The organism is Streptomyces sp. NPDC026394 (genome assembly GCF_055567735.1).
Window position 1 is genome coordinate 1 of record NZ_JBVHPX010000062.1, and the last position, 3,787, is coordinate 3,787.

Here is a 3,787-nt window from a genome sequence, read left to right on the forward strand (position 1 = left end):
TGAAACAATGGCGCGGCATCGCCACCCGCTACGACAAGACCGCCGAGTCCTACCAGGCAGCCGTCACCCTCGCATCGCTCCTGATGTGGGCCTGAAATTTGAAGACAACTCCTAAGGCAGCACCTGAATCCTGCGCGCACCACCGATGTCATCAACGAGACAGCTGGCGAAAGGCAACTCCCGCCATACGAAAAACCCCGCACCCCACACCCCACACGCGTGCGGGTGCCAATGGAGTGCCAGTCACATAAGACGACGCCTCAGCGCCTGCAATTCCACAATAGTAGGGCCTTTAGGGTTAATGGCTTGGGGTTTCCTTCGAAAAAGGTCCGGGGCCTTAGTCCCGAACTTTCATTAACGTTTGATTCCTGACTAGACGTCACCTTAGTATCTCTTCAGTCACTCCAAGCCAATCGGAGCTGCGGCGCGCATCCGCAAGCCGTATCGCTGATTGCCTCCCACCGACGTGGTTGGGCACACGAGAACTGGAGATGTCATGATTCCCAGGAAATCCGCCCTTGCTCTTTCTGCAGCGGTATCTAGCGCCGCGCTGGCGCTTTCGATCTCGCCTGCGGAAGCCGTCTCATCCTCTTCCGATTCCGCCGCCGCGCCCTCACGGGTTTCGAGTCGGGCCGCAGACAGTGTCAAGATTCTCGTTGATGGCGTCCATATACGCGCAAATGCCACGACAAAGTCGCCTTCGCTCGGCCTCGCATACAAGTCTCACAAGGTGACTTTCCTGGCCAGCGTGCGCGGGGAGAACGTCAATGGCGAGTTCAACTGGGTGAAGGTTCGCGACAACACTACAGGCGTCACCGGTTACATAAACGGAGCCTACGTTCAGACGTGAACCACCAAGGTGTACTCGGCGGAAGCTAGCTTCCGCCGAGTACACCCGACAATCATGCCATTACTGCACCACAGAAACGCTGGTGCCAATATTTGCAAATCGCCACAGCTTCTCGGAATCTTCGGCCCGAAGGCGTATGGCACTCGTCTCTTTACCTGGTGCGGGTTCAGGGGAAGCGCCATTCTCGGCAGCCGAAAATGCTGCCGGTCTACTCCCTGGACCGGAGAAGTAGACGGCCCGAACAACCGGGATACCATCGCTGCCTATGGTGGATTCTCGTCGGCCGGTCACCGCATGCTTACCGACTTTCGGATCCACTGCCCCAGGCCATGCAGTAAAGGTTACGAAGTGCTCACCGCCACCCCCGCTGGTCAGCCATATCCGGTCACTTGCAAGAGAATATACAATCCGCCTGCCGCTGCCTGAATTTTTTGGGATAGCAGGCGGCCTGGGCGGGTCAGGCTTTTTTTCGCCGACGCGAGGGCTTGCACTCGCCGCAGTTTTCTTCTCAACAGCGGACAGGGCGGCGGATTCACTAGTCTGGGATGCAAGAAAGGCGACTATCCCAAGCGCTGATACAGTGAGGATGGAAACAGCCGCCCAAGACGGTATCGGGCGCACCATGATTCAATCGCCTCCTCGGCGAGCTGCGGGCCGGATCGGGTTGATACTAGCAGGGGCTTACCTGATTGATCATTTGCCAGTCCGGCAGACCGGAGTGGAATACTGAATCGAGCCGCGCAAAATTAGACCAGTCTGCCCGGGCAGTGCTCTCAGTCACGCACTCGCTCACCTAGAAATCTCGGCATCAGCCTACAGAGTCCCGCAGACGCCGCCAGCACGTCACCCCACTGCAGCCGATCGTCTCGGTCGGCACGCCCGCCCAGGTCACACCCGTGCGTAAGACGTAGACGATCCCGCGCAGAGCCGCACGGTCATCCGCGGGCAGCCAGCCCGGATACCGCCGACGCCGCGGCGGGCGAGCAGGGAGCAGCGGAGCGACACGGTCCCACAGATCATCAGGCACAAGATCATCCGAAACCCGCAGAACTCTGCCGCCGATCAGCCCAACTGCCAAGGCCCTGAACCGAACTCATTCTGAAATGATCAGTAAGCCGCGTGGTTCGCGTCGTCCTTCACAAGTTGGTAGGCAGCCGTGAGCGTCAGGCTGGGAACAGCCTGACGCAGCGACTTCACCGCACCTACCAGGTCCCGCTCGGCATCGGCCCCCGCGGCCTTGAGGATGCCGCGCACCCAGCTTCTACGCACCTGTTCATCCGCGAGAGCAGCGGTGGCCTCTGCGATGTCCACCGCACGCTCCAGGCCTGGGCGCTCTGCGGGACCGGCGGACTCCAGCGCCTGACGCAGGCGAGTCAGGGCTTCCTGGCTGTCACGTACGACGATCACCGGCTCCTTCTGCGCCTTGTTCGAAAACAACATCATGTTCCTTGTCGCTCCCAGCTTTCGTGTAGCGGATGTACAAGCCCTCTTGATCAGAGACGGTTGGTCTTGCATAGCCGAGGTGCCCAAGATCCGGAGGCCTCGATGTGATCGAGCGGGTAGTCGGGGCCTTGCGTCGCCCGGGCAAGAAGCGCTTTCCGCGTAGCGGTTGACTGGTGTGCCACGCGCCGGAGGACCTGCAGGACGCCGGCAGGCCCTCGATCGCATGGTGACGTGGCTTACCAGCCCGTCATCACAGCGCCGATCGGCAGGGGGGCGGCCAGCAGCACCAGCGCTTTCATCTGCAGAGAATTACTGCTGTCCCTCTTGGTCAAGCTGCAGACGACAAAGGTGGCGACAACGCCCAGAGGAAAGAGGATCGGGACGGTTTCCTGCAGTCCGCTGCGAGTGCCGCCCACGTACGCCGCCGACCATGAGCCGACAATCCCGACGAGGACCGTGAAGAACACCTTCCCAGCGCTGAACCACTCGCGTTCCATCAGTTCAGCCAGTTCGACGAAGCTGGCACCAGCGCGGCGCTGGCGGGCAGCGGTGATGACGAATGCCATCAGCAAGACAGACCCGACGCCGAAAAATCCCCAGCGCAGGACGGCCGCGGCTAGCTCCATAGTTAAGGCACCGGCCCTTCGTCTGCCCGTGTGTCACCAGCAGTGCTTGATGACACCGTCTACGCCCAGTATCTCCGCGCCGATTGCTCCGAGGCCCGATCCAGCTTCTTCGAAGACTTCCATGATCCCCTTCTTGAACGTCTTGCCCATCTTCTTCTTGGACCTGATCTTTGCGATGATCTTTTTGACGCCGCCGAGTTTGTCGATGGCCTTCTTCAGTTTGTAGACCTTACCGAGGGCGAAGAGGTTGGAGCCGAGGGCGACCGCAATGCCGCGCACGCATCCGCCCAGGTCGAAGGCCCGCGCCTGGATGTCGCCGGCCGACTTGGAGGGGATGCGCTCAGTCAGCCACTGCGCCGTGGCTTCCTCCCCCTGCGCAAGCACCTCGTCAGGGATGGAGTCGATGAGTGTCAACGCCGTCTCCAGTCCTTTCAGGACCTGGTCATCGGTGCCGACACCCTCCAGTCCGCTGCTGGGGGCGGTTACAGCGGTGGCAGACGCCGTTGCCTCAGGACGCGACGGCGCACCGGAGGCGTGAGCGGCAGCGGTGGTGACGAAGACAGCCCCAGCGGCGATACCGGCCACCACGGCCGCACGGCACCTCAGCGGCGCGCCGGTCCGGGCATTAACAAATCCAGACATGAAGAAGTCCCCCTCATCTGTGGAGCTCAGGATGCTTCGGCCCGTCTCATGGCCCTGGGCCGCACGGGCGTCGGCGCACTGCGGATAGTTGTTGACTTCTCAACAGTCGGCAAGGTCCGTATGGCCCTTAGCGCTAGGAGTTGTCTTCAAATGTCAGGCCCACATCAGGAGCGATGCGAGGGTGACGGCTGCCTGGTAGGACTCGGCGGTCTTGTCGTAGCGGGTG

The 3,787-nt window shown here is 61.3% G+C and carries 4 protein-coding genes and 1 pseudogene; 1 reads left to right on the plus strand and 4 read right to left on the minus strand.

Going from position 1 to position 3,787, the window contains the following annotated elements:
- Window positions 1-496: 496 nt before the first annotated feature.
- Window positions 497-850: an SH3 domain-containing protein gene (locus ACZ4QV_RS42365; protein ID WP_361615126.1), complete on the plus strand. Its 354-nt coding sequence runs from the start codon at window positions 497-499 to the stop codon at window positions 848-850.
- Between the two features lie 820 nt (window positions 851-1,670).
- Here the strand turns inward: ACZ4QV_RS42365 and ACZ4QV_RS42370 are convergent.
- From ACZ4QV_RS42370 to ACZ4QV_RS42385, 4 genes and pseudogenes are all read right to left on the minus strand, one after another.
- Window positions 1,671-1,898: pseudogene (locus ACZ4QV_RS42370) on the minus strand (transposase); the annotation flags it as partial.
- A 59-nt stretch (window positions 1,899-1,957) separates the two neighbouring features.
- Window positions 1,958-2,293 (minus strand): hypothetical protein, encoded by a 336-nt coding sequence (locus ACZ4QV_RS42375; protein WP_467764556.1) that lies wholly within the window; start codon window positions 2,291-2,293, stop codon window positions 1,958-1,960.
- A gap of 236 nt (window positions 2,294-2,529) precedes the next feature.
- On the minus strand, window positions 2,530-2,919 hold the full coding sequence (locus ACZ4QV_RS42380) for a hypothetical protein (RefSeq protein ID WP_467764557.1): 390 nt from the start codon (window positions 2,917-2,919) through the stop codon (window positions 2,530-2,532).
- 33 nt (window positions 2,920-2,952) lie between these two features.
- Complete coding sequence (locus ACZ4QV_RS42385; RefSeq protein WP_467764558.1) at window positions 2,953-3,507, minus strand: hypothetical protein; 555 nt, start codon at window positions 3,505-3,507, stop codon at window positions 2,953-2,955.
- Window positions 3,508-3,787: the final 280 nt, after the last annotated feature.